General features: G+C 66.9%; 24 protein-coding genes. 16 read left to right on the top strand and 8 right to left on the bottom strand.

The window, feature by feature from the left end; genetic code table 11:
* Genes N0D28_RS14895 through N0D28_RS14910 form a run of 4 tightly spaced genes read right to left on the bottom strand, consistent with a single transcriptional unit; the run spans position 1 to position 2,389 of the window.
* Entirely contained in the window at positions 1–840 is an 840-nt protein-coding gene (locus N0D28_RS14895; protein ID WP_260560261.1) for a 4-(cytidine 5'-diphospho)-2-C-methyl-D-erythritol kinase, read from the bottom strand.
* On the bottom strand, positions 830–1,507 hold the full coding sequence (ispD, locus tag N0D28_RS14900) for a 2-C-methyl-D-erythritol 4-phosphate cytidylyltransferase (protein ID WP_260560262.1): 678 nt from the start codon (positions 1,505–1,507) through the stop codon (positions 830–832). The genes N0D28_RS14895 and ispD overlap by 11 nt, the downstream gene beginning before the upstream one ends.
* Positions 1,504–2,079: a UbiX family flavin prenyltransferase gene (locus tag N0D28_RS14905; RefSeq protein WP_260560263.1), complete on the bottom strand. Its 576-nt coding sequence runs from the start codon at positions 2,077–2,079 to the stop codon at positions 1,504–1,506. The genes ispD and N0D28_RS14905 overlap by 4 nt, the downstream gene beginning before the upstream one ends.
* 1 nt (position 2,080) lies before the next feature.
* Positions 2,081–2,389, bottom strand: coding sequence for a hypothetical protein (locus N0D28_RS14910; RefSeq protein ID WP_260560264.1), 309 nt, complete (start codon positions 2,387–2,389; stop codon positions 2,081–2,083).
* A 119-nt stretch (positions 2,390–2,508) separates the two neighbouring features.
* Between N0D28_RS14910 and N0D28_RS14915 the strand changes: the two genes are divergently transcribed.
* Together N0D28_RS14915 and hrpB are read left to right on the top strand one after the other, a co-directional pair.
* Complete coding sequence (locus N0D28_RS14915; protein WP_260560265.1) at positions 2,509–3,303, top strand: exodeoxyribonuclease III; 795 nt, start codon at positions 2,509–2,511, stop codon at positions 3,301–3,303.
* A complete protein-coding gene (gene hrpB, locus N0D28_RS14920; protein ID WP_312846416.1) occupies positions 3,293–5,983 on the top strand; it encodes an ATP-dependent helicase HrpB in 2,691 nt (896 codons plus the stop codon). The genes N0D28_RS14915 and hrpB overlap by 11 nt, the downstream gene beginning before the upstream one ends.
* A gap of 49 nt (positions 5,984–6,032) precedes the next feature.
* Here hrpB and N0D28_RS14925 read toward each other — a convergent pair whose 3' ends face one another.
* Both N0D28_RS14925 and N0D28_RS14930 read right to left on the bottom strand, forming a co-directional pair.
* Entirely contained in the window at positions 6,033–7,478 is a 1,446-nt protein-coding gene (locus tag N0D28_RS14925; RefSeq protein WP_260560266.1) for an NAD(P)H-hydrate dehydratase, read from the bottom strand.
* Positions 7,478–8,410, bottom strand: coding sequence for a tetratricopeptide repeat protein (locus tag N0D28_RS14930; protein ID WP_260560267.1), 933 nt, complete (start codon positions 8,408–8,410; stop codon positions 7,478–7,480). Before N0D28_RS14930 ends, N0D28_RS14925 begins: the two co-directional genes overlap by 1 nt.
* Before the next feature lie 40 nt (positions 8,411–8,450).
* Between N0D28_RS14930 and rsmA the strand changes: the two genes are divergently transcribed.
* On the top strand, positions 8,451–9,308 hold the full coding sequence (gene rsmA, locus N0D28_RS14935) for a 16S rRNA (adenine(1518)-N(6)/adenine(1519)-N(6))-dimethyltransferase RsmA (protein ID WP_260560268.1): 858 nt from the start codon (positions 8,451–8,453) through the stop codon (positions 9,306–9,308).
* 177 nt (positions 9,309–9,485) lie between these two features.
* Positions 9,486–10,406, top strand: coding sequence for a carbohydrate kinase family protein (locus tag N0D28_RS14940; RefSeq protein ID WP_260560269.1), 921 nt, complete (start codon positions 9,486–9,488; stop codon positions 10,404–10,406).
* A 71-nt stretch (positions 10,407–10,477) separates the two neighbouring features.
* Here the strand turns inward: N0D28_RS14940 and N0D28_RS14945 are convergent, their stop codons facing one another.
* Together N0D28_RS14945 and N0D28_RS14950 are read right to left on the bottom strand one after the other, a co-directional pair.
* Positions 10,478–11,470: an inorganic phosphate transporter gene (locus N0D28_RS14945; RefSeq protein WP_260560270.1), complete on the bottom strand. Its 993-nt coding sequence runs from the start codon at positions 11,468–11,470 to the stop codon at positions 10,478–10,480.
* 5 nt (positions 11,471–11,475) lie between these two features.
* Entirely contained in the window at positions 11,476–12,093 is a 618-nt protein-coding gene (locus N0D28_RS14950) for a DUF47 domain-containing protein (RefSeq protein ID WP_260560271.1), read from the bottom strand.
* A gap of 300 nt (positions 12,094–12,393) precedes the next feature.
* Between N0D28_RS14950 and tal the strand changes: the two genes are divergently transcribed.
* From tal to N0D28_RS15010, 12 genes are all read left to right on the top strand, one after another.
* On the top strand, positions 12,394–13,404 hold the full coding sequence (tal, locus tag N0D28_RS14955; protein WP_260560272.1) for a transaldolase: 1,011 nt from the start codon (positions 12,394–12,396) through the stop codon (positions 13,402–13,404).
* An 88-nt stretch (positions 13,405–13,492) separates the two neighbouring features.
* Entirely contained in the window at positions 13,493–15,787 is a 2,295-nt protein-coding gene (locus N0D28_RS14960) for an endonuclease MutS2 (protein ID WP_260560273.1), read from the top strand.
* A gap of 29 nt (positions 15,788–15,816) precedes the next feature.
* Positions 15,817–16,017, top strand: coding sequence for a hypothetical protein (locus N0D28_RS14965; protein ID WP_260560274.1), 201 nt, complete (start codon positions 15,817–15,819; stop codon positions 16,015–16,017).
* 95 nt (positions 16,018–16,112) lie between these two features.
* On the top strand, positions 16,113–17,234 hold the full coding sequence (locus N0D28_RS14970) for a hypothetical protein (protein WP_260560275.1): 1,122 nt from the start codon (positions 16,113–16,115) through the stop codon (positions 17,232–17,234).
* A 45-nt stretch (positions 17,235–17,279) separates the two neighbouring features.
* On the top strand, positions 17,280–18,308 hold the full coding sequence (gene rlmN / locus N0D28_RS14975; RefSeq protein ID WP_260561930.1) for a dual-specificity RNA methyltransferase RlmN: 1,029 nt from the start codon (positions 17,280–17,282) through the stop codon (positions 18,306–18,308).
* An 81-nt stretch (positions 18,309–18,389) separates the two neighbouring features.
* Complete coding sequence (locus N0D28_RS14980; protein ID WP_260560276.1) at positions 18,390–19,547, top strand: alpha/beta hydrolase family protein; 1,158 nt, start codon at positions 18,390–18,392, stop codon at positions 19,545–19,547.
* Positions 19,548–19,609: 62 nt separating this feature from the next.
* Entirely contained in the window at positions 19,610–21,346 is a 1,737-nt protein-coding gene (locus tag N0D28_RS14985; RefSeq protein WP_260560277.1) for a tetratricopeptide repeat protein, read from the top strand.
* 334 nt (positions 21,347–21,680) lie between these two features.
* Entirely contained in the window at positions 21,681–22,694 is a 1,014-nt protein-coding gene (locus tag N0D28_RS14990) for an SPOR domain-containing protein (RefSeq protein WP_260560278.1), read from the top strand.
* Positions 22,695–22,721: 27 nt separating this feature from the next.
* A complete protein-coding gene (locus N0D28_RS14995) occupies positions 22,722–23,492 on the top strand; it encodes a redox-sensing transcriptional repressor Rex (protein ID WP_376777636.1) in 771 nt (256 codons plus the stop codon).
* Positions 23,489–24,106 carry a hypothetical protein gene (locus N0D28_RS15000; RefSeq protein ID WP_260560279.1) on the top strand — a complete coding sequence of 206 codons (618 nt, stop codon included), beginning with the start codon at positions 23,489–23,491 and terminating at the stop codon, positions 24,104–24,106. Before N0D28_RS14995 ends, N0D28_RS15000 begins: the two co-directional genes overlap by 4 nt.
* A gap of 42 nt (positions 24,107–24,148) precedes the next feature.
* Positions 24,149–24,478 (top strand): cyclic-di-AMP receptor, encoded by a 330-nt coding sequence (locus N0D28_RS15005; RefSeq protein WP_260560280.1) that lies wholly within the window; start codon positions 24,149–24,151, stop codon positions 24,476–24,478.
* 44 nt (positions 24,479–24,522) lie between these two features.
* Complete coding sequence (locus N0D28_RS15010) at positions 24,523–25,497, top strand: DsbA family protein (protein ID WP_260560281.1); 975 nt, start codon at positions 24,523–24,525, stop codon at positions 25,495–25,497.
* Positions 25,498–25,518: the final 21 nt, after the last annotated feature.

The raw sequence follows: 25,518 nt of genomic DNA on the forward strand, positions 1-25,518 counted from the left end.
CTAGAGAACCTGCGCCGCTCGCGTCCACCAGCCGGGAAACTGCGCCTGCAACTTGATGGCCGCTGCCTGCGCCTGCGCCTCACTGTTGGCTAAACCGAACACCGTGCTGCCGGAACCGCTCATCAGCGGGCTGTGGAGTCCGGCGGCAGTGAGGGCGCTCAAGGCCTCAGCGACCTCTGGGTGGCGGGCCACCACCCCGGCTTGCAGGGCGTTGAAGTGCGGCACGGGCTGGCCTGTTGCAAGGGCTGAAAGTAGCGAGGGAACGTCGAGCGGCGGTGTATAGGCCCGGAGTTCATCCAGCCATCCGTAGGCGTCGCGGGCGCTGACGGCCAACCCAGGGTTGAGCAGCACCAGCCAGGTCGGCGGCACGTCCAATGGGGTCAGCCGTTCGCCGATGCCTTCAGCCCGTGCCGCGCCGCCCAGCAGGAAAAACGGCACGTCCGAGCCGAGTTGCCGCGCCAGTTCGGGCACCTTCACCGCCGACGGGTACAGTTCCGAGAGGGCCAGCAAGGTGCTCGCCGCGTCGCTGCTGCCGCCGCCCAGTCCACTGGCCAAAGGCAAATGCTTGTGTAAGGTGATGTGGACGCCGCCCGGCGCGTTCGCCGCCGCCAGATACTGCGCGGCAGCGCGGTAGACCAGATTGCCCCCGTCCGTGGGCAGATCGGCCCCCACCACTTCCAGACTCAGATCGGCAGCGGCCTCGAATATCAGTTCGTCGCCCACCGACAGCGGCAGCATCAGGGTGGAGAGGTCATGGTACCCATCGGGACGCAGGCCCAGCACCGAGAGGCCCAGGTTGATCTTGGCGGGCGCGAAGCGGGTCGAGCGCTCAGTCAGCATCTTCGGCGTCCCAGACCACAACCAGCGCCCGCGCCAGCGCCAGGTCGCTGGGCGTGGTCACCTTGAAGAGTCTCGCGTCGCCGGGAATGAGCACCACCGGCAGGCCCAGCCGTGCCACCAGTCCGGCATCGTCGGTGGCCTGAATGCCGCCTTGCTCAGCTTCCAGGTGGGCGCTGAGCAGCAACTCGCGCCGGAAGCCCTGCGGTGTCTGAACTGCCCACAAGTTCTCACGGGCTGTCAACTCGCCCCACAGCGCCGATGCCTGGCCCTGCCCACGCACCAGCGTATCGGCCACCGGCAGGGCAGCGGTGGCGGCTCCGGTTTCGGCGGCGGCAGTCCGCACTGTGCGAATTACCTCGGGCGGCAAAAAGGGCCGGGCCGCATCGTGAATCAGCACCACCTCGGCGTCGGTGGCGCGCAGCAGGGCCAGCACCGACGCCTGCCGGGTCGCGCCGCCGATCACGACCCTGGCGGGTATGCCTTCAGGCAGGGCAAAACCTTCCGGCAGCGCCACCACCACCTCGTCCACGTGAGGCGCGAGGGCGGCCACGCTGCGGGCCAGGAGGCTCAGGCCGCCCAGGTCCAGATAAGCTTTCGGCCCCTGCCCCAGCCGGGTACCGAATCCGGCAGCGGGAATCAGCGCGGCGACCTTCAATACGCCGCTCAAGCCTCACCCCATCGCTGAAAGCCGCCCGCCTCCAGCCCGAACTGGTCGAGCACCCGCGCGGTCACGAAGTGGAGCAACTCGTCCACCGTCCTGGGCGCGTGGTAAAAACCGGGGCTGGCGCTCATCAAAGTGGCCCCGGCGTCATGGGCGAGCAGCATGTTTTGCAGCATCGGGCGCGGCAACGGGTCCTCGCGCGTCACCAGCACCAGGCGGCGGCGCTCCTTGAGGGTCACATGGGCGGCGCGCGCGAGCAGATTGTCGGCAAAGCCGTGGGCGATCTTGGCCAGCGTTCCGGCGCTGCACGGCACCACCAGCATCCCTGCCGTGCGGTACGAGCCGCTGGCGATGCTGGCCCCCAGGTCGCGGTCATCGTGGACGGTGTGGGCCAGTTCGGTCAGGTCACTGAGCTGCGGCCCGCCCTCCAGACTCATGACCCGCTTGGCCCCGCTCGACACCACCAGATGCGTCTCGGTACCGAGGTGGTGCAGGGCGCGCAGCACCGCCAGGGCGTAGGGAATACCGCTGCCGCCCGAGACGCCCACCACCAGCCGCCGGGCACCGAGATCACTCACTTCACTTGTCAAACTTGGCGTACCCCGCCGCCGAGCGCCGCTGGGCACCCCGCGCGTAGTCGAGCTGCATTTCCACTTCCTCGTGCTTGCCCTCACTGAAGGTCGTCTCGTGAATCCAGTAGTTGAGCTTATCGTCGCCGAGCTGCACCCAGTACTTGCTGGCGTCGTCCGCGTCGCGCCAGAAGGTGACGTGGCCGAAGTTGTTGTTGTCGGCCCACTTCTGAATATCGTCCAGCACGCGGGCGGCCTTGGGCTGCGTCATCTGGAACAGGCTGCCGTCGGCCTCGTTGCGAAACAGGATCTCTGCCATGCCTCCAGGGTAGCGCGCTCCTCATGAAGTTGGGTCTGGGCAGCTTACATCTTGTCTTGACGCATCCCGTCTGGGCTGGCGAGCTGGGCTGGCGAGTCGGCCTGCACTATCCTGCGGGCGTGTCTTTTGCCTCGCCTCTGCGCGTGACCACCCTGAACGTCAACGGCCTTCGCAGCGCCCTCAAGAAAGGCCTGCCCGGCTGGCTGGAGAATCATGCCCCCGACGTGGTGCTGCTTCAGGAAGTGCGCGCCGACCCCATGCCGGAGGTGTTCGCCACTTTAGGCTACGAATCGTGCTGGCATCCGGCCCAGAAAGCCGGGTACAGCGGCGTGGCACTGCTCAGTCGGCGCGGCCTCTCGGACGTGCAGGTGGGTATGAACGACCCCGAGGTGGACGCCGAGGGGCGCGTGCTGTCGGCGCTGGTGGCGGGGGTGCGCTTTGCCAGCGTGTACCTGCCGAGCGGCGCGAGTGCCGAGCACCGCCAGCAATTCAAGGAGCGGGTGCTGCCGGACTTCGCCCGCTGGACCCAGGGGCACCTCCCGACGCCGGGCATGTCCAGACCGCCGCTGGTCATCGGCGGCGACTTCAACGTGGCCCACACCGAACTCGACCTCAAGAACTGGCGCAGCAACCGCAACAAACCCGGTTTTCTGCCGCAGGAGCGCGAGTGGTTTGGGCAGTATCTGGCACTGGGCCTGCGTGACAGCCACCGCGAACACCTGATTGATCGGCGCGAGTACACCTGGTGGAGTAACCGGGCCAACGCTTACGCCAACGACGTGGGCTGGCGCATCGATTACCTGCTCTCGGCGGGAGTGCCGCTGAGTGGGGTCTGGGTGGAACGCACCGAGCGCTTCTCCGACCACGCGCCGCTGAGCGCTACGGTGAGTGGGGCGGGTGACGGTGACGAATAAATTGGCCGTAACGCTGCCCATCTTCGAGATCCTGCCGGAGATCAGGGCGGCGCTGGCCGCGCATCCGCTGGCCGTGCTGCAAGCCCCACCCGGCGCGGGCAAGAGCACCGGGCTGCCGCTGGAACTGCTGAATGAACCCTGGCTCGGCGGCAAGCGCATCCTGCTGCTGCAACCCCGCCGGGTGGCGGCGCGGGCGGTGGCGGCGCGGCTCTCGGCCACGCTGGGTGAGCGGGTCGGCGAGACAGTGGGGTTGCGGGTGCGCTTCGAGACGCTGGTGTCAGCCCGCACCCGGCTGGAAGTCGTCACTGAGGGCATCCTGACCCGCCGCCTTCAGCACGACCCGGAGCTGGCAGGCGTCGGGCTGGTGCTGTTTGACGAGTTTCACGAGCGCAGCCTCAATGCGGATCTGGCACTGGCCCTGGTGCGCGAGGTGCAGGGTGCCTTGCACGGCGACCTGAGGGTACTGATCATGTCGGCCACCCTCGACCCCGGTTTGCCCGCCCGGCTGGGCGCAGCGGTGCCGATCATCGAGAGCCGGGGCCGCCAGTACCCGGTGGAGGTGCGCTACCTGGCCGCCGACCCGCTGGACCCCGCCTCAGCGATGGCGGGCGCGGTGACGCGGGCACTGGACACCGACCCCGGCGACGTGCTGGCCTTCCTGCCGGGCGTGGCCGAGATTCGCCGTACCCTGGCGGCGCTGAAAGAGCGTCACCCCGACGTGACGGTGCTGCCGCTCTACGGTGATCTGCCCATCGCCGAGCAAAACCGCGCCATCGTGCCTGACCCGGCCCGGCGCAAGGTGGTGCTGGCAACCAGCATCGCCGAGACCAGCCTGACCATCGACGGCGTGCGGGTGGTCATCGACAGCGGCCTGACCCGCAGCCAGCAGTTCGACCCTGGCACGGGTTTAAGCCGGATGGTGACCAGCCGGGTGACCCGCGACAGCGCCGACCAGCGCGCTGGTCGGGCGGGCCGCACCGCAGCAGGCGTGGCCTACCGCCTGTGGAGTGAACGCACCCAGCCGCTACTGGCCGCGTCCAGAGCGCCAGAAATCCTGGGGGCCGACCTCGCGCCGCTGGTGCTGGAAGTGGCGGGCTGGGGCGCAGACGTCGCCGCTTTGCCCTGGCTCGATGCCCCGCCCCCGATGCGCGTGGGCACGGCCCAGATCTTGCTGACCGAGCTGGACGCCTTGCAGGAGGGCCGCATCACCCCGCAAGGACGCCAACTGCTCGATCTGCCGACCCACCCGCGCCTGGCACACCTGCTCTCGGTGGGCACGGAGCTGGGCCTCGGCGGGCTGGCTGCCGACCTCGCCGCCCTGCTGGAGGAGCGCAACCCGCTCCCACGCGGAGCCGGGAGCGACCTGACCCGCCGGGTGGCCGCCCTGCGCCAGCACCGGGCAGGCGGCAGCGGCGAGGGAGACCGGGCCGTGCTGGAGCGCGCCGAGCGCCTCAGTCGGCAGTGGCGCGGTCTGCTGAGGGTCCAGCCCGACCAGTCGTTTCCCGAAGCCGATCAGGTGGGGCGGCTGCTGTTTCTGGCGTACCCCGAGCGGGCCGCCCAGCTCCGACCCGGCAGCCTGGACCGCTACCTGCTGGCGGGAGGCCAGGGCGTACGGCTGCCGGAAGGCGACGATCTGGCCGGGCAGCCGTACCTGGTGGCCGCCCACCTCGACACGTCCAGCCGCGACCACACCAGCGGCGAGGGCCGCCTGTATCTGGCCGCACCGCTCGACCCAGCCGTGCTGGAAGCCCACTCGCTCAGCACCGACACGGTGGCCTGGGACAGCCGGAGCGGCACGCTGACCGCCGCCCGTGAGCGCCGCTATGGCCGCCTGCTGCTGGACAGCCGGCCACTTCAGCAGGTGCCGGAAGCCCTGCGAATTCAGGCGGTGCGCGCCGCCGTGGCCGCCGAGGGGCTGGGTTCCCTGGCCTGGACGAACGACGTGCGCCAGTGGCAGGCCCGCGTGCTGAGTCTGCACGCCTGGAACGGCAGCGACCCCTCGGGCGAAGCCTGGCCCGACCTCTCCGACGACGCCCTGCTGAACCGGCTGGACGACTGGCTGACCCCGCACCTCGGCCCGGTCAGAAAGCGCGAGGACCTGGGCAAGATCGCGCTGCTGCCCGCGCTGCAAACCCTGTTGCCCTGGCCGCTGCCGCGCCGCCTGGACGAACTCGCACCCCGGCAGGTGGTGGTGCCGAGTGGGCACAGTATCCGGCTGGACTACCGCTCCGGCGGCGAAGCACCGATTCTGGCGGTCAAATTACAGGAACTCTTCGGGCTGGCCGACACGCCCACCGTCAACGCGGGGCGCACTCCGGTGCTGCTGCACCTGCTCTCGCCCGCCCGCCGCCCGGTGCAGATCACCCAGGACTTACGCTCGTTCTGGCAGAGCGGTTACTTTCAGGTCCGTAAGGATTTGCGGGGCAGTATCCCAGGCACCCCTGGCCCGACGATCCGTGGACGGCGCAGGCCACGCGGGCGACGAAAAAGCGAATGTGAGGGGTTGACGCTGTGGGGGCCATGTTCGGCTGGCCCCGCCCCAGTGGGGCGAGGGAGCAGGTCGCTGCGCTCGGTAGGGTGTCTTCGCGGCGTTTCTCGCAGTTCCTTGCATCAGCGTTCCAGACGGCTGCGCCTTCGTCTGCGTTCAGGCCGCCCCGTTCAAGATTTCCCCGGCTGGTGAAACGAGAGGGCGAAGGTCGAATTGAAAGCAGGACGTTGCTTTTAGCCCCTCAAGCCCCGCCCACCAGCTCCAGCCAGGCACGGCCCAGCTCGCCCGAAACGTCCGTTGCCATCAAGCCGTAGCCGTGCTGCTGCCCCGCCAGTTCGCCTGCCTTACTGTGCAGCCGCACGCCCGCAAGAGCAGCATCCTGGGCATTCAGCCCTTGGCCGAGCAGCGCCGCCAGGATGCCGCTGAGGGTGTCGCCCATGCCCGCCGAGGCCATGCCGGGGTGCCCGCCGCGCGCCACGAACAGGCCGTCCGGGGTGGCCACCGTCGACGGCCCGCCCTTGAGCACCACCACGCCGCCGAACTTCTCCTGCAACGCCCGCGCCGCGCTCAGGGGATCGCGGGTAATGCCCTGGGTATCGGTGCCGAGCAGCCGTGCCGCCTCGCCGGGGTGCGGCGTCCAGATGACTTGCGGGTGGCCCGCGCCTGCCAGCCCAGGTTGCAGGGCGTCAGCGTCCACCACCGTCGGTACACGCCAGCCCAGCACCATCCTCGCCACCTCGCTTGCTTGGGGGCCGAGGCCCATGCCCACCGCCACAGCGTCAGGTTTCTGCTCCCTCTCCAAATCACTCAGCTTTATTCGGTGGGCCATCAGCTCCGGGGTGATCAGCGGCACGTCGGCCCCGCTGTAAATCGTCACCAGCCCGGCCCCGGCCCGCAGCGCCCCGAGTCCGGCCAGCGCGGGCGCACCCAGGGTGCCGGGGTGCCCACCCAGCACCCACACCCGGCCCGCCGTCCCCTTGTGGGCGTCGGCAAAGCGTTTGGGCAGCAGTGCGGCGATCTCGTCGTCCGTGGGGCGCAGGGCCACCGCTTCGCGCACAGTCCAATCGGGCGGTATACGCAGCCCGGCCACCGTCACCTGTCCGGCAGCGTGCGCGGCGGGGCCGTAGATCAGCGCAGGCTTGAGGCCGCTGAAGGTGAGCGTGTGGGCGGCTTTGACCACCACCTCCGGCAGTTCGGCGCTGGCCGCGTCCAGGCCGGAGGGGAGGTCGATGCTCAGCACCGGCAAACCGCTGCCGTTCAGCAGTCCGACGAGTTCGCCGAGTTCGGCCCGCAGCGGCGGCCTGAAGCCGGTCCCGAGCAACCCGTCCACCACCACGTCCACGGCGGCAAGAGCGCGGCGCAGACTGGTGGCTGCAAGCACTTGCGAGGTTACTCCGACTGCTGCCAGCCGCTTCCTGTTGAGCTTGCTCAGCGGGTGTCTGGGCGGCTGCGCCAGCACAGTGACCTCGCGCTCCAACGACAGCAGATGCCGCGCCGCCACCCAGGCGTCTCCGCCGTTGGCCCCGCCGCCCGCCAGCAGCAGCACCCGGCCCGCCGGGAAGACCTGTTGCAGGTGGTCGGCCACCGCCCGGCCCGCCGTCTCCATCGCCAGATCAAGCAGGCCCGCACGTTCCAGACGGGCGTCAAGGGCCTTCACACCGCCGGGCAGCAGCACGCTCCCTGCCATCAGCGGCCTTTCAGGAAGAAGTAGAACACCAGCACCGCCACCACCAGCCCGATGATCCGTAGAGTGGACGGCTTGAGCCAGGTGGCCGCCTTGCTCCCGGCAGCGCCGCCCAGCCCGCGCGGGGTGTCATCACGCATGCGCCGGATGGCCAGGCGCTGACCCTTGCGGATGGCCTTCACCGAGTCGTTGACCCGGCCCTGCCGCCTGAGCGCCACCCCCAGATTGTGGTGCGCCCCGGCAAAATCGGGGCTGAGCGCGATGGCGCGGCGCTGGGCGGCCTCGGCTTCCTTCAGGTGTCCGGCCTGCAATTCCAGGTTGCCGATGTTGCTGATGGCCCGGTAGTGGCCAGGATCGGCCTCGGCAGCCTGCTCGAACAGCTGCCTGGCCTGCCCGTTCTCTTCGTGGATGGCGTGCAGCACGCCCACCGCGTTCAGGGCCTCGGCGCGGGTCAGCGTGGTGTCCAGCGCCGGGGCCAGCGCAGCCCTCAAAGCGTCCGGCTCCACATGGCGGGCCGTCTCCGAGGCTTCCAGGCTGCCCAGCGCCGCATCCAGCGTCGGCACCTGAAGGCTGCGGCGCAGGGCGGCGAGCGGCGGGTCAGGCTCGCTCAGGTCCTCGCTGAGCCGGGTCAGGGAGCGGCGGGCCTGCGGGTACTTGTGGGCGCGCACATGTTCCTGAAAGTCGTGCAGCGATTCCAGCGCGCTGACCAGACTGCCGGGCAGCGGCGTGGGTGACAGCCGGGCGGCAGCCAGGGCGCGGCGGTACTCGCCCGCAGCCACGTACCCGGCCCAGTCCAGATTCAGCCCCTCCAGGTGCGGCGGCACGGATGATTCAGGTACAGGTGATGCGGGGATGGGCAATTCGGCGTCCGGGGGGGTGGAATCGGGCGCTGGCCCCGGTTTGCTGAGGCTCACGGCGGCCTTGCTCTCGGTCATGGGGACAGTATACTGACTGCTTGCACCCCGGCGGATTCCTATGACCCAATCTGATTCACTCCCGACAAGTGCGGGGCCGCTCTACTCGCCGCGCACCGTGCGCGATCTGCTGGCCCGCTTCGAGCTGCGCCCCACCAAGAGCCTCGGCCAGAATTTTCTGATCGACGGCAATACCCTGCGTCTCATCGCCGAAGTCGGCGGGGCCGCGCCGGGCATCAGCGTGCTGGAAGTCGGGCCGGGCCTGGGCGTGCTGACCCGCGAACTGGCCGGGCGCGGCGCACAGGTCATCACCCTGGAAAAAGACGAGCGGCTGCGTCCGGTGCTGGCCGAAACCCTGGCGGGCCTGGACGTGCAGGTCGTCTGGGGCGACGCACTGACCTTCGACTACGCCTCGCTGCCGCCCGGCACGCGGGTCGTCGCCAATTTGCCGTATTACATTTCCACGGCGCTGCTCTCCCGCTTCATGCAGGCCCCCAGCATCGTCTCGGCCACCGTGCTGGTGCAGCGCGAGGTGGCTGTGCGGCTCGGCTCGCAACCCGGTCAGGACGGCTACGGTTACCTCTCGGCGCTGGTTTCGCTGCACGGCAGCGCCCGCATCGTGCGCGACGTGGCAAAGGGGGCCTTCTTCCCCGCCCCAGATGTCACCAGCAGCATCGTCAAGCTGGAGTTCAGCGGAGACAAGCCCGACCCGGCCTTCGTGCGCTTTCTGGAAGCGGCCCTGCACCACCGCCGCAAGACCCTGCGCAACAACCTGCGGCTGGTCGGCTACGCGGGCACCGACATTGACGCGGCCATTCTCGGCGCGCGCCTGGGCGAGAGCGTGCGGGCCGAGGACGTGCCGCTCTCTCAGATGAACGAAGTATTCACGGCGCTGCCGCCACCAACTCCTGTAGACTGACGGTCTCACTTTCATTCACTGCCGTCTCCCGCTGTGCGGGCGCACGCGCCGCTCCCACGTGGGCAGGAGTCGCCGTGTATGATGGGCGGTAAGCGTACTGAAGACGGAAATTCTCCCCGCAGCGTGGTGGGTTCAAGTCTGGACGTGCTGAGCGGTGCGCGGGTGTGGAGGAAGACAGTGAAGTTCTATGTAATCGGCGACGTGACGGTGGACCACCTTTATCATCTGGACCACTTGCCCGCGCCCGGTGAGGAAGTGGCCCCCAGCCACGCCACCATGCAGCCGGGCGGGGCGGGCGGCACCATCAGCGTGACCCTCGCGCGCCTGGGCCACAGTGTCATCCTGGCCGCGCGGGTCGGGCAAGACCCCTTCGCCGACTTCGCGCTGTCGGGCGTGCGCGCCAGCGGCATCTCGGAAGCGGCGGTGCAGCGCGACACCGAGGCGCTCACCAGCACCATCACGGTGATGCAGACGCCCGACGGCAAGCGGGCCATGATCAGCTACGGGGCCGCCAACCGCGAACTCGATCCGGCCAAGCTCAAGAAAAAAGACATCGACAGCGCCGACGCCCTGATCGTCTCGGCTTACAGTTTGATTGGCGGGCCGCAGCGCGACTACGCCCTCAAGGCGATAGCACTCGCCCACAAGGGCGGCGTGCCGGTGTTTCTCGACCTGGGTACCGGGGCCGTCAATGCAGTGGGTATGGGTCTGCTCGACAGCGCCGTCAGCGCCGACTATCTGCTGCTCAACCAGCACGAACTGCTGGCCCTGACCGGCACCCACAGCATCAGTGCCGCCCTCGCTACCCTGGGCGCACGCGGCAGCAAGAAGGTGGTCGTCAAGGTGGGCGCGATGGGCAGCATCGTCTGGACACCCGACGAGACCGAACTGGTGGACGCCGTGGCGGTGGGCGACCTTGTCGTGGACACCACCGGCGCGGGCGACACCTTCGTGGCGGCCTTCGCCCACGCCGCGCTAAGCGGCAGACCGCTGGCCGAGGCCGCCAAGCTCGGCAACGCGGCGGGCGTGCTGAGCGCCACCAGCCTCGGCGCGCAGGCCCGGACCATCAGCGCCGCCGAGCTGGAATCGTTCGCCTGAGTCTCATAGAAACACCAACGCGGCCAGTGCTTCCTCGCTCTGGCCGCGTTTTTCTGTGTTCCAATGCTGCATTACAGCAGTTGCGCGGCCTTCATGCACAGCCAGCCGAGCGCCGTGCAGGTGGGCAGGGTGATGATCCAGGCGACGACGATGCGGCCCGCAACCTGCCAGCGCACCGCCTTGAAGCCCTTGGTGGCCCCCACGCCCATGATGCTGGTCGAGATGACGTGGGTGGTGCTGACTGGGATGCCCAGGGCGCTGGCCCCCTCGATGATGACGGCGGCGCTCATCTCGGCGACGAAGCCGTCGATGGGCCGCAGTTCGACCACCCCGAAGCCCATCGTCTTGATGATCCGCCAGCCGCCCACCGCCGTACCCAGGCCCATCGCCGACGCCGCCGCCAGAATGATCCACAGCGGCACGTTGCCGAGCTGGGTGCCCAGGTAGGTCGAGACCGCCAGCGTCATGATGCCCATGGTTTTCTGGGCGTCGTTGCCGCCGTGACTGTAGGCCATGAACGCCGCCGAGAGAATCTGCAAGCGCCCGAAGACCCGCGTGACGGTGCGGGGTCTCAGACGCCGGGCGACCAGCCACACCACCACGAACATAAAAGCAATCGGAATCAGGAAGCCCAGCACCGGAGAGGTTACCAGTCCCGCCAGGGTCTTGTTGACGCCCAGCGGAATGATGGCCCTCCAGCCGCCCACCGCCAGGCCCGCCCCGACCAGGCTGAAGACCAGCGCGTGGCTGCTGCTGCTGGGAATGCCGCGCCACCAGGTCAGCAGGTTCCAGATGATGGCGCTGACCAGCGCGGCGGCCACCAAGGTCAGTGAGGCCACGTCCGGGGAGATGATGTCCTTGTAGACAGTCTTGGCAACGGCGGTGCCAGTCAGCGCGCCGACGACGTTGAGCACGGCAGCCATCATGATGGCCTGGGCCGGGGTCAGCACCTTGGTGGCAATCGAGGTGGCGATGGCGTTGGCAGTGTCGTGAAAGCCGTTGATGAAGTCGAAGGTCAGCGCCAGGGCAATGATGCCGATCAGGGCGAGCAGGGCTGTGTCCATGTCACTCAGCCGTTTTTCAGCAGAATATTTTCGACGGTCCTGGCGACCCGCTGGGCCTGATCCGAGGCGTCTTCCAGAAGCGAGAGGATTTCCCCGGCCCGCATCGCCTGGATCATCTGCGCCACCTCGCTCACGCCGTCGTACAGGCTGGACTGCGCCGCGTCGCTGAGGCGGTCTCCCTCGTCTTCCAGGGTGCGGACTTCCAGCGCCAGGGCGCTCAGCTCCGACACCCGCTTCTTGTCCTCGATCAGCGGCATGCCGCGCGAGAGCACCTCGCACTGCTGCCGGACCACTTCCGCCAGACCACGCATGGCGGGCGTGGGTGTCACCCGGTAGAGCCACAACTTGCGCCCGGCCTCCTCGATGAAGTCGGTCAGATCGTCGAGCTGGGCGTTAAGTTCGATGATGTCCTCGCGGTCAAACGGCACGATGAACGAGTCGGCCAACATCTGGGTGATCTGGGCGGCCAGGGCGTCTCCGGCATGTTCCAAATCGCGCAGGTGCCCGGCGTGGGGCGCGAGGTCGCCTGACGCGCCCAGCAGCTCCAGCAGTGCTTCGGCAGTCTGCTGGGCGTTGCGGGCCGATGCGGTGAAGAGTTCACCGAATTTTTCGTTTTTTGGCATGAAGCGTGACAAGACCATGACCTAAGCTAGCGGGTTTGGGGGGCGTGAATGTCAGGGTTTGGTCAGCTCTGGCGGCAGCGTGACTCGGCCAGATGAATCCAGTCAAACGAACCGGATCAGATGAATCCGGGCAGATGAACGAGGCGTGAAGGCGAGGTTTAACTTTTTGCGCGGGCGGCAGTTCCCTTCATCATCTGCCCGGTGGGGGGCAGCGCTAGCATGCAGGGGATTCTGGCTGGCCCGGCAAACCCCTTCTTTTGGCCCCACCTCCTTCTGACCGGCCAGCCGCCAAGGAGCCACATGACGCAAGCAAACGCCCAGTCCAGCAGCACCCAGCCCAGCAAACTTGAGCAGCTCAAAGCCATGACCGTGATCGTGGCCGACACCGGCGACATCGAGGCCATCAAGAAATACCAGCCGCAGGACTGCACCACCAACCCGTCGCTGATTCTCAAGGCCTCGCAACTCGAAGGCTACAAAGCGCTGATGACCGAGGCCCAGGGCTGGGTCAAGTCCGGCGAGAGCGCCGATGACGTGATCGACAAGCTGACGGTGAGTATCGGCACCGAGCTGACCAAGATCGTGCCCGGCTACGTCTCCACCGAGGTGGACGCCCGGCTGTCGTTCGACAAGGACGCCGCCCTGGCCCGCGCCCGCCACCTGATCAAGCTCTATGAAGCCAACGGCGTGGGCCGTGAGCGCATCCTGATCAAGCTGGCGTCCACCTGGGAAGGCATCCAGGCCGCCGAGATCCTGAAAAAAGAAGACATCCGCTGCAACATGACCCTGATTTTCGGGCTGGAGCAGGCCATCGCCTGCGCCCAGGCCGGAGCCTACCTGGTGTCGCCGTTCGTGGGCCGCATCACCGACTGGTACAAGAAGTCCACCGGCACAAAGGACTATCCGGTGGACGAAGACCCCGGCATTCAGTCGGTCAAGGCCATCTACAAGCACTTCAAGGCGCACGGCTACGACACCATCATCATGGGCGCGTCGTTCCGGAGCGCCGCACAGGTCGAGGCGCTGGCCGGATGTGACCGCCTGACCGTCAGCCCGCAGTTCCTGGGCGAACTGGACGAGGATCACGGCACCCTGGAGCGCCAGCTCAACCCGGCCCAGGGCCACCAGACCGAAGCCAGGGTCAGCGAGGCCGGGTACCGCTGGAGTCTGGCGGAGGACGCCATGGCCGGAGAGAAGCTGAACGAGGGCATCCGGCTCTTTCATCAGGACACCGAGAAGCTCAAGGCGCTGCTGACTCAGGGCCAGAGCAAGGCCCCGGACAAGCAGGCGGTGGCGAACACCGGGGCCTGATCCCCGCTTCACCTCCACTGTTTTGTGAGCGCCGCACTAAGCCACAAGGCGCACACTCGCCGCCGCGCCCCTCTTTATACTGAGGGGCGTGCCGTTTGATGCCCATGCCCTCGATACCCTGGATTACCCGCGCGTCCGCGCCGCCCTGAGTGAGCGCGCCGCCACCCCGATGGGCGTGCAACTCGCCCGCCGCCTCTGTCCGGTGGCCGACGCTGGCCGCATCGAGCGCGACCTCAATGAACTGGAAGACGCTTTGTTCGGCGTGTCGCTGTCGCTCGGCGGCATCGGCGACGTGCGCGAGCTGCATGGCCGCGCTCTCGAAGGCCGGGTCCTGTCCGGCTCGGAACTGCTGGAAGTGGCCTACGCCCTCGACGCGGCCATGACGGTGCGCCGCAGCATCGTCAGCAACTCGCGTGGGCCGCTCTTGAGGCTCTCCGATCTGCTCGGTGAACACAGCCTGCTGGTGCGCCGGGTGCTGGAGAGCCTCGACCGCGACGGGCAGGTGCGCGACGACGCCTCGCACAAACTGCGTGAGATCCGGCGCAAGGTAGAGCCGCTGCGCACGCGCATCCGCGAACGCCTGACCCGCAGTCTGGAGCAGTGGGCCGACGTGCTGCAAGACAACCTGATCACCATCCGCCGTGACCGCTACGTACTGCCGGTGCAGGCCAGCCGGGTATCTCAGGTGCAGGGCATCATCGTGGACGCCTCGGCCACCGGGCAGACCTACTTCGTGGAACCGGCCAGCGTCACCCCGCTCAACAACGAGCTGACCCGGCTGCTGCTCGATGAGGAGGCCGAGGTCCGGCGCATCCTGACCGAGCTGAGCGCCTTGGTCGCCAGCGACGAAAGGGTCGCCCTGACCATCGAGACGGTGGGCGAGCTGGATTTGATCTCCTCCAAGGCAGCCCTCACCCGCGACTGGCGGCTCAACCGACCCGAAACCGCGCCCGAAGCGGTCTACATCATGCAGGAGGCCCGCCACCCACTGATTGAGGACCCGGTGCCCAATGACCTCTCGCTGGGCGAGAACGGCACCAACCTGCTGCTGATCACCGGCCCCAACATGGGCGGCAAGACGGCCACCCTCAAGACGCTGGGCCTGGCCGTACTGATGCACCAGTCGGGCCTCTACGTGGCCGCCAGCCGCGCCCGGCTCGCCATCGTGGACGACGTGCTGGTCGACGTGGGCGACGAGCAGAGCCTGGAAGAAAGCCTGTCGACCTTCGCCGCCCACCTGCAACACCTGCGGTATGTGCTCAGGTACGCCTCGCCGCGCACCCTGATCCTGATCGACGAGCTGGGCAGCGGCACCGACCCTGCCGAGGGCGCAGCACTGGCCCAGGCCATGATCGAGCAACTGCTCTCGCAGGACGCGCGCGGCGTCATCACCTCGCACCTGGCCCCGCTCAAGCTGTTTGCGCTGGAAACGCCGGGCCTCAAAAACGCCAGCATGGGCTTTGACCTGGAAGCGCTCGCGCCGACCTACCACCTGCAAGTCGGGCAGCCGGGGCGCAGCTACGCGCTGGCGATTGCCCGGCGCATGGGCATCCCCGGCGGCGTGATGACCCGCGCCGAGACCATCCTGGGGCCAGAAGGCGGGCTGCTGGAACGGCTCCTCGAAAATCTGGAAGTGGAGCGCCGCCAGCTCTCGCAGGAACTCGAAGTCGCCAAAACGGCCCGCCGCGAGGCCGTCATCGAGCGCGAACGGATGCAGTCTCAGCGGCAGGATATCGAGGAGCGCCGGGGCGAACTGATCGCCGAGGCCTCGCAGAAGGCCGAGGCTTCCTACGCCCAGGCGCTCGAACAGGTGCGCGGCCTGCGTGCCCGTGCCCGCGAGGAATCCGCCCGGCCCCGCGTGTTGCAGGAGTTGCGCGACCTGCGCCGCGCCGCCCAGCAGGAGCGCCCCCAGGCCAGTCAACCCGTAGAGCCGAGGGGTGACCCGCTGAAGGTCGGCAGCAGCGTCAATGTTCCGGCCTACGGAGCCGCCGGGCAGGTGATGGAGGTGCGCGGCGACGAACTGGTGGTGCAACTCGGCGTGATGAAGGTCAACGTACGCCGCCGCGACGTGCGCCTCAAGGAAGAACCCCGCAACACGACGCTGGCGCGCAGCTTCGTGGGCCGCACCGCCAGCACTTTCCAGACCGAACTGCAACTGCGCGGCCAGCACGTCGAGGAGGCCATCGAGGAGCTGCGCAGCACCATCGGCGAGGCGGCGGCCCTGCGCGAGACACCGCTGCGGGTGGTTCACGGCAAGGGCCAGGGCGTGCTGCGCCGCCTGATCCGCGATTTCCTCAAGGCCGACAAACGGGTCGAGAGCTTCCACGACGCCGAGCCGAACCAGGGCGGCCACGGGGTCACCATCGTGAATCTGAAGGTGTGACAGCGACTGGGGGCAAACCGTCCCCCGCCATGCATTCCACGCCCTCCAGCGCGGCGCTGATGGAGTTTCTGGTCAACAACTACGGTCTGGACCCGGCCCTGACCTGCCGTCTGTTCGCCCGCGCCCTCAACGACACGTCGTATCTGGTGGCTGCGCCGGATCAGCCGCTGATCCATCTGCTGAGGGTCTACCGCTCAGCCTGGCACAGCGCTGTGAGTTTAAAGGTGTAGAGGCAGACGGCAAACGCACCAACCTGACCGCTGCCTTCACCTACTTTCCTGTTTTTTGCGTCACAATCGTCGAGATGCGCTTTTCACTTCGTTCGTTGATTCGTTCGAGTGCTGCCCGTAACACCCTGCTCGGACTCATTTTGCTCGGCAGCGCAGCCTCAGCTCAGGGCTTTTTTGGCGTGACCCTGCCACCGGATTACTCCACACGCTTCGGTGCATTTACAGGCGTATTTGACACTGCCAATTCACTCTACGGTGTGCGCTATCTGCCACTCCCTCTCAAATACGATATCCGCCTCTTTTTCGTCACCCACCCCGGCTATAACGAGTACGGCATCTATTCGCATATCGTCGGTACCGATATCCTGCTGGGCACCTTCACAGGCGGAGCCGACGGTATCCAGACCGCCAGTATCGACCACACCCCCGACCAGGGCTTTCAGTCCACCACGCTGCTGCAAACCAGTCCGGTGCCTGCCGAGACGTATCTCAATTACAGTCAATTCGGCTACGCCCACCGCTGGGCCTTCTTCCGGCTGTACGGCGGAGTGGGGTACGGTTCCCTGGGTGCGGTCAGTGCGCCTTATCTCAACACCGTCGCCACCACCGGCAATAATTTCAACGTGGGCAAGGCGCTGAAGGTGCCGGGCCTGACCCTCAATGTCGCCACCACGCTACGAAACTGGGTTTATTTCACCTCAGGCCAGCAATTTACCAATGTCGATCTCTACGCCGCCCTCAGCGGGCCGCTGAACCCGCACCTGAACTTCTCTGTGACACATCTGGAGCGCCACGGCCTGGGTAACGATGTGCTGTCGTTCGCCCCTGGCGTGCTGGGCTTTGGCCCTGGCCCCTACCGTGAAAGCCACTTGAATACGATTTACAAACTCTATCTGCCCCAGCAGATGCCTCCGGCACTGGCCCTCAGAAGCGTGCAATTTGACGGCTACGTCATCTGGCTCGATCCGGCCAATATCGGTAACCAGTTGAAGCTGGGCGCTACCGGGCGCGTCACGGTGAATTCTTTCCTGGCCCTGGAGATCACGCCCCAGTACGACTTCTATTTCGGCCTGCCTTCGGTCAAGGCCGCCCTCCTCTACAAACCTGCCTCCGGCACGAGCGCCTTTGGCCCCAGTCTGATCTATACCTACAAGCCCGCTGACTCCAGCTGGACAGGCAGTGTCTGGCAGCTTGGACTGGTCATAACCGACAAGTAAGCCCTTGCATTTGAACTGCCCGGCGCGACGTACACTCAAGGGATGTTGCCGCTGCTCCTCGACCTGCACCCCGACGCCTACCCGCTGGAAGGCTACCGGCGCAAACAACTGCTCGAATGGGTGTTTGTGCACGGCGCGCCCAGCTTCGCCGCCATGACCAACCTGCCCGCCGGACGGCGCGCCGAGCTGGAGCAGACTTACGCCCTCAATCCCTTCAGCCGCACCGAGACTTTCGAGAGCACCGACGGCAGCGTCAAGTACCTCTTCACCCTGCCGGACGGGCGGCAGATGGAAGCGGTGTACATGCCCTACCTCGACCGCAAGACCATCTGCGTTTCGACGATGGTGGGCTGCCCGGCCAAGTGCTCGTTTTGCGCGACGGGCGCGATGGGCTTCGGGCGCAACCTGACGCCCGGCGAGGTGGTCGGCCAGATTCTGGCGGTCAGCTGGGACCAGGGCTTCTCACCGCGTGAGATGCGAAATCTGGTGTTCATGGGTATGGGCGAGCCGCTGCTCAACTACGACCACACCATCGCCGCCGCCAAGGTGCTGCTGCATCCGCAGGCCCTGGGCATGAGCAAGCGCCGCGTGACCCTCAGCACGGTGGGGCTGGCCAAAGGCATTCGCAAGCTGGCCCTGGAAGACGAACTCGGCCTCAAGCTGGCGATCAGCCTGCACGCCCCCGACGAGGAGACCCGCCAGCGCATCATTCCCACCGGACAGGCCAACAGCATCAGCGAGATCATGGCGGCGGCCCGCGAGTATCAGGCCGTCACCGGGCGGCGCGTGACCTTCGAGTACGCCATGCTGTCGGGCGTCAATGACACCCTGTGGCAAGCCGATCTGCTGGCTGACCTGCTGCAAGGGCTGGTCAGCCACGTCAACCTGATTCCGATGAATCCCTGGGAAGGCAGCGGCTTTACCGAGACGCCCGAGCATGAATTGCAGGCGTTTTATGACCGTCTGGCGGCGCGCGGCGTACCGGTCAGCGTGCGCCGTTCACGGGGCCGCGACGCTGGAGCCGCCTGCGGACAGCTGGCCCTCAAGCAGCCGAACGCGGTGGCGGGAGCCTAGGGCCGGACAGCTCTCGACACTGCGTTTCCCCTTAAAGGAAAGTAGTCTGGCTCTCATAGTGTGGGCAGCAGAATAGAACCCATGAATTCCCTTCGTTCCGGATTGCGCCGCTCAAGCCTGGCGCTGAGCCTTGTTCTGGGTATATCGACAGTCCCGGCCCTGGCAGGCGGTGCTGGCCCGCAGCATCCTGAGCGCCCCCTGACCCTTCAGTTTGGCCCGGTCAGCGCTCAGGCGACCTTGACACTCCCAGCAGGCAGAGCCAGAGCGCCGCTGGTGCTGCTGATTCAGGGCACCGGGCCAGAAGATCAAAACGGCAGCTACGCCGTAGCAGCGGGTAAAATCGTTCAAGGCTCGATGGGCGCACTGGCCAGACACCTCAGCCAGTCGGGTTTCGCGGTCATGCGCTTCGACAAACGCTACGCCGCCGCCACCTTCCAGCCCCAGACGGCGCAGGCGGCCTTCACCGCTTACGGCAAGCTTGGCATGACTGACCTGCTCGCAGATGCCCGCACTGCTCTCAACGCCGCCAAAGAGCAGCCGAGGGTGGACACCTCCAAAGTCTTCATCTACGGCTGGAGCGAGGGCACAGTGGTCGCGGCCAGCCTGGCACTGGAAAGCCGCGCCAGCGGTTTGATCTTGCAGGGGCCGGTGGTGGCTTCGTTTGCCGACTCGTTCGCCAACCAATTTGAACGGGTGGGCCTGACCTATCTGAAGCCCTACAGCGTGGACGGAAAGATAGACCTCAAAGGCGTGCTCGCCGCCCTCTACGGCCCCGGCAGCGGCCTGGCCAAAACGGAGGCCAGCCTGCTCCTCTCGCTGAGCAGCACGCCGGAAAAGCCCGTTCTGAGCAGCATGCTCGACACCAATCACGACGGCCTGATCGACCTGAAGACGGAAGCCCTGCCGCAGATTCGCCAGTTTTACCAGCAGTTCACGCCCCAGTCGCCGATGTACGCCCCCGCCACCAGCCTGCCGACCTTGGGCGAACTGGCCCCGCACCTCACATTGCCGGTGCTGATCGTGCAGGGCGAGAACGACGGCAACATCGATCCTGCTGCCGCTCAACGTCTCAACGCCGCTCTGGGTACAGCGGGCAACCCCGACCACACCCTCAAGCTCTATCCCGGTCTGGGTCACTCGCTGGGCCTGGCCCCCGACATCACGCAAGATACTTTTGCGCCGATGCAGCGCGCCCCCATGAACGACGTGGCCACCTGGCTGGAGCAGCGCAGCCGCTGAAGAGCAGTCGGCATGACCCGTAAGAGTTGGGCAAGGAAACGGCTGCTAGCATGTCAGCCACGATGAAGACGTTATTGCCCTCGCCGCTGGCCCCTGCCCGTTTCGCGCCCGCAAGCAAGTGCTGGCGCTGGGCGGCCCTGACCCTCGCTCTTGCGGCTGCACCGGCAGCCCACGCCCAGACGATGCTCGATACGTTGCAGACCATCAATATTTCCAACACGCTCGACCAGCAAAATGTCAGCGGCGGTCAGGCGGCCCTTGACCGGGCCAGAGCACTCAAAGGCCAGCTCCAGGGCCAGGCCGCGCCGGACACCTCGGTTCCGGCCATGCCTGCGGCGGGTACAGTCCCCGCTGCCGCCCCCACCAGCGCCGCCCCGACTCTGCCTGCTACGACGCCCACCTTGCCGTTCAGCGACGCCCAGGCGGCCCGGCTCAAGTCGGCCAAGGCGCTCCTCGCGCAGAGCAAGTGGGCGCAGGCCCGCGCCATCTACGAGGGCCTGATCGCCGACAACTACCAGCAGCCCGAGCCGCACTTCGGACTGGCACTGAGCCTGTTTGCGCTGAATGACCTTACCGGGGCGCGCTTCGAGCTCAATCAGTTCGTGGCCCTTTCGCCGGAGAGCTTCGAGGGGCCTTACAACCTCGGCATCATCGCTGTGCAGAACAAGGAATACGACGAGGCGCTCAAGCAGTTCACGTCGGCGGCGGCCCTTTCCAGTAAGGCCACCCCCAGTGCCCGCCGTCAGGTCCTCGAAGCGCTGGCAGGCGAGCAAAACCGCCGCCTGGATTATGCCGGGCTGAGCGCCACGCTGACCCAGGCGCTGGCCATCGACCCGAATGACGTCTCGCTCCAGTACCGGCTCGGTCAGGCGGTGGCGCTGTCCGGCAACGGTGCGCGAGCGCTGCCGCTGCTCTACGGCGCACTTCAGAACAACGCCACCCGCGCCGGGGCCGCGCTCCTTATCGCCGACATCTACGACGCCCAGAAGCTGCCGGACCGGGCCGTGCGCGAACTCGACAGCGCTGCCGGGCAGTCGCTCAGCGGCACCGACCGCGCCCGCCTTCTGGTTCGCAAGGCCCAGCTCCTTCAGGCCCAGAACCAGCTCAAGCCCGCCGCCCAGGCCGCCAGGGAAGCCACGCTGGCCGACACCCGCTCGGCCAGTGCCGAGGCGACCCTGGGCGCGCTGCTGGCCGCCACCAATGACCTCAGGGGCAGCCTCGACGCCTGGAAAAAAGCCGCACAGCTCGAATCCGCCAACGCCAGCATCCTGCTGAATCTGGCCGCCGTGCAACTCTCGCTCGGCCAGAATACCGAGGCCCGCCACAACGCCGCGCTGACCCTCAAGCTGGCCGCCGTCAGCGACAGCGCCACCCTGGCCCGCGCCGCCTTCGTGCAGGGCGTGAGCGCCTACCGCCTCAAGGATTATCCTGCCGCCGCCAGCGCCCTCGCAGGCAGCGCTGCCCGGCAGCCCAGCGCCGAGACCTCACTGTGGCTGGGCCTGAGCCATTACGCCCTGAAGGCGTACCCGGCGGCGATTGCGGCGCTGAGTGACAGCGTGCGGCTGAACAACACCTCCAGTGCCCGGCTCAACCTCGGCGCGGCGCTCCTGGCAGCGGGGCGCTTTGCCGAAGCCGAACCCAACCTCCGCAGTGTGGTGGTCGAGGACCCCAGCAACGCGGCAGCCTGGTATCAACTGGGGCTGTCGCGCAAGGCCCAGGGCAAGAACGCCGAGGCCAAAACGGCGTTTGCCTCCGCCGCCAAGCTGGGGCTGGCCGAGGCCAGGACCGAACTGAAATAGTGTGATGTGTGGCGGCCCGTTCACATCTCCTCCACAGGTTTTACCGCGTTGCAAGGCAGGGAAAATACCCTACTCTGTAGCGTGAGGTACCTGATATGAGACTTGTTGGACGACGTTTACCCGATATTCTAATCGGCATCCTGATCGTGGTGCTGGCACTGGGGTTGGGCAGTCTGCTGCTGACCCAGCGCAACCGCGCCGCCAGCACGCCGAGCGCCCTCACCCCCCAGCGGCCAGCACCACACCCGACAGCACCGCCAGTATCCCTGCCGCCCCTGGTACATCCCAGACGCCTGCCCAGACGCAGGCTGTCACGCCGCCCGCCGCTCAGCCGGTGCCCAGCGCCCCGGACAGCGCGGCCCAGTCCGCCACCAAGCCCTCAACGGCGCAGACCGGCACAGCGCAAACTGCTCCGGCCCAACCTTCCGCAACCTCAGCGGTCCCGGCGCAGCCCGAATCACCCAGCAGCGCAGGCACGGCAACCGGAGTCACCAAGACCGGCCCCACAGCCACTGGCCCCGTACCCACCAGCAGCGTGGCCGCCCCGGTGACGCCGCAACCTGACACCACACAGCCGCCAGTTACGACCACGCCGCCCGCCCCCAGTGCACCCCCAGCGAATGCGCCTGCCTTCGATTCGTCTGGGGCCATTACCCCCGCCGCCAGCACACCCGCTCCCCGCAGTGGGGGCGCGGTGGCCACCAGCGAGAACCGCACGCCGCTCAAGCGCGACTACCGGATCAGCCTCGGGACGTTTGGCAGCGAGGCCGAGGCCAACGCCAGCACCGCCGCCGTGCGGGCGCTGGGCTACACCGTCTACCCGATTGACCTGGGATCGCAGGTGGTGGCGCAGGTCGGCCCCTTCGCCGACGCGGCCACCGCCAACGCCGCCCTGAGCGATATCGCACGGGCCTACGGCGGCGCGGCCCTCTACGCGCCCCGGCAGTCGGCCAACGCTGGCAGCCAACCTTCTCCCAGTCCGTCGCCCGACAAGCCCGCTGCCACTAGCACAGCCAGCTCTGGGGCCAGCTCTGCATCCAGCTCAGCCAGCCCAGCCCCAGCCAGCGCCGCGACCCCGACTCCTGCCACCAGCACCGCCACACCCAAGCAACCGGCCCAGGCGGCTGCACCCAGCGGCCCGGTCTATTTACAGGTCGGCGCGTTTGACCGCCAGGACAGCGCCCAGCGCTTGGTGGGAATGCTCAGCGACCTGGGTTACTCACCCAGCGTGCAAGCGCCCGATGGTAAGAAAGTCACGGTACTGATCGGCCCCTTCTCCGGCGACGCGGTGCTGAGGGCCGAGAGCAAACTCAACGACAACGGCTTTGATCACTTCCGGGTGCGCTGAGACGCGTCGGCCTGGAGCACTGGACAGATGATCATTCCTGGTATTCCCACCGCCGCCGTCTCGCGGCTGGTCACTTACCTGCGGATTCTGGAAGAGTTGGAGCGTGCCCAGACCCTGACCACCAGTAGCGGCGCGCTGGCCGGGCGCGCCCAGGTCAGCGCTTTTCAGGTTCGCAAGGACCTGGCTTACTTTGGGCGCTTCGGCACGCGCGGCATGGGCTACACCGTCAGCGTGCTCAAGCGCGAACTGACGCGGGTGCTGGGCCTCAACCGCTCGTGGAACGTGGTCATCGTCGGCATGGGGCGGCTGGGGCAGGCCGTTGCCCACTATCCGGGGGCCAGTGAGTACCAGTTCGGCTACGTGGGTCTCTTCGACGTGAAGACCGAGCTGATCGGGAAGCATGTGGACGTGCCCGCCCAGCGCGAGCAGGTGAGCGGACTGGGTCAGGCCCCACCACCGCGCCAGCTCAGGATCGAGCACATCCGCGACCTGGCCGACTTCGCTCAGCAGCAGCGCGGGTGCCAGCAGGCCATTGACATGGGCTTTCTGGCGGTGCCGCCCGAACACGCCCAGAGCGCGGCGCAGTCGCTGGTCGAGGCCGGGATCAAGGGCATTCTGAATTTCGCGCCCACCTTAATTCAGCCGCGCTCCAAAGAAGGCGGGCCTTTGCAAGAGATCAGTGACGAGTGGCGTGATGTGATGGTCGAGAACGTGGACTTTCTGGTGGGCATGAAGCGGCTGGCGTTTTATATGCTCAATCCGCAGCTCAAAGACCAGGACCCGGAGGAGAGGACATGAAGCACGAAAAAAACAGGCGCTATTCCCACAAGATCTGGTTGCTCGGCGCGCTGATGCTGCCGCTGGTGGGGTGCAACGGCGGTGTCAGCGGCATCACGCCGACAGGGTATCAGGACGCCTACCGGGTGAGCCTGACCAATCTGGGCTATGAAGTTGATACAACGGGGAAGATCACCATTCCTGCCGTTACCGCCATCCTAACTGCCACGGCTGGCGCGCCTGATGTCCGCGAACTTGACTACACTGCCGTACTTTTGAATGGGAACGGTGACCCTGCAGCCGTTGACAACTCGCCCATCGTTCCGGCCAGCGGCACGTTGCTGGTCGGGGGAAAAGGCGGTTACCGCTGCACAGGCGCAACACCAGAAACAGCTTGTACCCCCACGAGTGCGGACGCTGTATGGAGCAACAACGGCAGTTGGGCCGCCAACACGGTAGCCAGCAAAGCCGTTACCCCAGGCGAATGGGCCGTTGCCAACATCGGAGCCGCGAAAGAGGGCAACACCGCTCAGTGGTACGCCGAGTTCACTTACACGGCTTACATGTCCACTGGCTCCAAAGTGAGTTGGAAGCAGCGCTATCAATTTACCAATCCTGCAAAAGCGGGTTCCTGACCCTGACCTCCCCCTCACATCCCATCTGCTAAACTCCTCTCCATGAAACTGGTACTGGCCATCGTCCAAGACGCCGATACGCCGGGGCTGATGCGGAGCCTTTCCGAGCAGGGCTACGAAGTCACCAAGTTGGCCTCGACCGGCGGCTTTCTGCGCGAGGGCAACACCACACTGATGATCGGCGTGCAAGACGAGCGCTTGCCTCATCTCAAGACCCTGGTGGGCCAGAACTGCCGCAGCCGCAGCCGCCTGGTCACGCCCAGCGTGCCGATGGGTGAGCAGGGCGAGGGCCTGGTGTCCGACCCGGTGGAAGTGCCGGTGGGCGGCGCGGTGATGTTCGTGGTCAACGTGGACGAGTTCGTGCGGGTCTGAAGTTGCCTGCGCTCTCCCTGAATCATCCCGCTTAGAATGGCGGGATGATTCGTTTTGCGCGCCCACTTTCACTGGCCTTGCTCAGCAGCGCCGCTCTCGCCCAAGTGGGCGGCCCCGCCACATCGCTCAGCGGCAACCCGGCCCTCAGCGACTATGCTAGAAGCGGCAATACCCTCAGCGCTCCCGACGGCACCCAGATCGTCCTCTCCAGCCGGGGACCGTACTTGGCAGGAGCCACCGTCACGCTCCCGACCTTCGACGCGGCCAGAGCAGGCCAACTGCTTGGGGTGCTGACTGGCTACGGCGACGGCCTAGGCACCCCCTACGCCGGGTATCTGGACAACCCGCAGGTCAAACCGCAGCTCAACACCCCGGCAGGCACGTCCGTCAACGCCGAGCAGTACCTGATCACCACCAGGCAGACCGGGGGGAAGTTGCAATTCAGCGTCAAGCTGAGCGAGGTGCCCGCCAGCGCCTTTGCCAGCAGCGCCAACGCCACTGGCCCGACCAAGGCAGCGGTGGTGCTGCGCCTCTTCAGCGACTTCCAGTGCCCCTACTGCGAGCAGTTCGAGACCCAGACCTGGCCGACCCTGAAGGCCGAGTTGCAGAAAAATTTCGGCGGCAAAGTAAGAGTCGAGTTTCACCAGTTGCCTTTAGAGCAGCTTCACCCGAACGCCCGCGCCGCCGCCGAGGCCAGCGAGTGCGCCGCCGCGCAGAGGCAGTTCTGGGCCTACAAGGACACGCTGTTTGATCCCAGGAACTGGGCGACCTGGACGGCAGCGGCCAACCCCAATCCCAATTTTCTGGCGCTGGCCTCAACCCTCAAGCTCAATGCCGATTCGTTCAAGACCTGCCTGGCCAACCGGGACGGCAAGGCCCAGGTGGACGCGGGGCTTAAAGAAGCGTCAGTGGTCGGCGTCAACGGCACCCCGACCCTCTATGTCAACGGCTACAAGGTACCCAACATCTACGACCCTGCCGCCACCCTGCAACTGATCCGCTACGTGCTGGGCCAGTAACAGTTCGGTAACAGATAGAGC

Origin of the sequence: Deinococcus rubellus (genome assembly GCF_025244745.1) — a bacterium.
Taxonomy (GTDB): Bacteria; Deinococcota; Deinococci; order Deinococcales; family Deinococcaceae; genus Deinococcus; species Deinococcus rubellus.

Coding starts and splice junctions, on each gene's coding strand:
- N0D28_RS14895 (WP_260560261.1), bottom strand. CDS start 840: ATGCTGACTGAGCGCTCGACCCGCTTCGCGCCCGCCAAGATCAACCTG.
- N0D28_RS14910 (WP_260560264.1), bottom strand. CDS start 2,389: ATGGCAGAGATCCTGTTTCGCAACGAGGCCGACGGCAGCCTGTTCCAG.
- N0D28_RS14925 (WP_260560266.1), bottom strand. CDS start 7,478: ATGGCAGGGAGCGTGCTGCTGCCCGGCGGTGTGAAGGCCCTTGACGCC.
- N0D28_RS14930 (WP_260560267.1), bottom strand. CDS start 8,410: ATGACCGAGAGCAAGGCCGCCGTGAGCCTCAGCAAACCGGGGCCAGCG.
- rsmA (WP_260560268.1), top strand. CDS start 8,451: ATGACCCAATCTGATTCACTCCCGACAAGTGCGGGGCCGCTCTACTCG.
- N0D28_RS14945 (WP_260560270.1), bottom strand. CDS start 11,470: ATGGACACAGCCCTGCTCGCCCTGATCGGCATCATTGCCCTGGCGCTG.
- N0D28_RS14950 (WP_260560271.1), bottom strand. CDS start 12,093: ATGCCAAAAAACGAAAAATTCGGTGAACTCTTCACCGCATCGGCCCGC.
- tal (WP_260560272.1), top strand. CDS start 12,394: ATGACGCAAGCAAACGCCCAGTCCAGCAGCACCCAGCCCAGCAAACTT.
- N0D28_RS14965 (WP_260560274.1), top strand. CDS start 15,817: ATGCATTCCACGCCCTCCAGCGCGGCGCTGATGGAGTTTCTGGTCAAC.
- N0D28_RS14980 (WP_260560276.1), top strand. CDS start 18,390: ATGAATTCCCTTCGTTCCGGATTGCGCCGCTCAAGCCTGGCGCTGAGC.
- N0D28_RS14985 (WP_260560277.1), top strand. CDS start 19,610: ATGAAGACGTTATTGCCCTCGCCGCTGGCCCCTGCCCGTTTCGCGCCC.
- N0D28_RS14995 (WP_376777636.1), top strand. CDS start 22,722: ATGATCATTCCTGGTATTCCCACCGCCGCCGTCTCGCGGCTGGTCACT.
- N0D28_RS15000 (WP_260560279.1), top strand. CDS start 23,489: ATGAAGCACGAAAAAAACAGGCGCTATTCCCACAAGATCTGGTTGCTC.
- N0D28_RS15005 (WP_260560280.1), top strand. CDS start 24,149: ATGAAACTGGTACTGGCCATCGTCCAAGACGCCGATACGCCGGGGCTG.
- N0D28_RS15010 (WP_260560281.1), top strand. CDS start 24,523: ATGATTCGTTTTGCGCGCCCACTTTCACTGGCCTTGCTCAGCAGCGCC.